The organism is Microcoleus sp. BR0-C5, from assembly GCF_036705045.1.
GTDB lineage: Bacteria > Cyanobacteriota > Cyanobacteriia > Cyanobacteriales > Microcoleaceae > Microcoleus.
Window position 1 is genome coordinate 1 of the sequence record NZ_JAUBTR010000026.1, and the last position, 1,484, is coordinate 1,484.

Here is a 1,484-nt window from a genome sequence, read left to right on the forward strand (position 1 = left end):
GCTACTTATGAACCCAATAGAGACGACAGCATAATTATATTGGTTTGTCAACTACTTCTACTGGACTGGCTCTCTAGATGAAAGTAAAGTCAAATTCCGAAAGAGAAGAAACCCCAGTTACACCATTTAACTTCGCCAAAATGCGAGAATCGCTGCCGGTGAGGTTATTGCCATTGCCGTCATAAATGATGTAAGTATTGCCGCCGGAATCGTAGGCAAACAAGAAAGCACTTCCTCCGAGAATATTTGCAGAAACCGTTGTCTGCACATTCAGCAGAACTTGGCTGTTACCGCCCAGATTCGCAAATCCGGGGGCAAAATTAAACTGATCGGCGATCGGCACACCGAGACCGCTAAAATCAGTAATCACATCGTATCCGCCCGCCGCGATCGCAGCCTCGATCGCCGCCGAAGAAGCCGCATCAAAGCCAGGCCCACCTTGTGCAGGGCTGGTATAGCGGTATTGATTGCCGCCGCCGCCCCCCGTCATGGTATCTGCGCCGAGGCCCCCTACGAGCACGTCGTTATCCACACCGCCGTTAATCGTATCGTTGCCGCCTTGACCATCAATAGTATCGCTGCCCGCCAAACCGTCCAAATTGTCCGGCAAAGAACCCCCAACTAAATTGTTAGGCCCGCTATCAGCCGGCAAGATTTGAACCGTGATAGTACCTACGCCCGGAATTGTCCCGAATCCGTCGCTGACGCTGTAGGTGAAAGCAGTTGTACCCGCTACGTTGCCGGGGATGAATTGCACTTGAGAGACAAGATTTACAGCTATCCCCAGTTGCGGTGTGCTGACATTGATAATGTTGAGCGTCCCTTTTTGCGGGCTGGAATCGTTGGCCAGCACGTCGATGAAAGTGGGCAGCGAATTATTCGTACTCGTAAATACGATGCCGTCATTGACAGCAATCGGCGACAGGGTACTTGGAACAGTTACGGAGGTATCGAAAGAATTGATGTTAATCGCCACTGACGCTGCTGCCGTGCCGCCTTGGTCGTCAGCTACGCTGTAGCTGAAAGAACCGGCTTGCCCGATCGCGTTTGTTCCAGGTTGGAATTTCAGCCCGAGTAAATCCTGAACGGTTAACTTTTGGTTCACGGCGACGGGGCTCGTACCGGTAATTACCTGACCAAAAGTAGGATTAGGAAGTCCGACTACCGCGATCGACAGCGGCTGGCCCTCCGGGTCGCTGGGCGCCGAAATGCTCAGAGATAGAGGCAAATTCTGCAAACCAGTCACCGTCTTGCCAGCTTCCACGATCGGCGGCTGGTTAGGAGTCGGAGATGTAAAACTTGGCGGAGTCGGCCCCCCGCCCAAAGGCGGAGGAGTTGGGGGCACCGCAGTTGGAAGGGGGACGATCGAAGGACTCGGACTCGGAGTTGTCGCGCCCGCAGTCGGACTCGGACTCGTACCCGGAACCTGTGTCGGCAATGGCTCCGTTGTTGGAGTTGGATTCGGACTTGTCCCCGCTGCTGGT

The 1,484-nt window shown here is 54.0% G+C and carries 1 protein-coding gene; it reads right to left on the reverse strand.

Annotated elements, in window-relative coordinates; translation table 11 throughout:
- Positions 1-73: 73 nt before the first annotated feature.
- Positions 74-1,484, reverse strand: a 1,411-nt coding sequence (locus QUB08_RS14560; protein ID WP_333225364.1) for an Ig-like domain-containing protein, incomplete at its 5' end; no start/stop codon positions are given.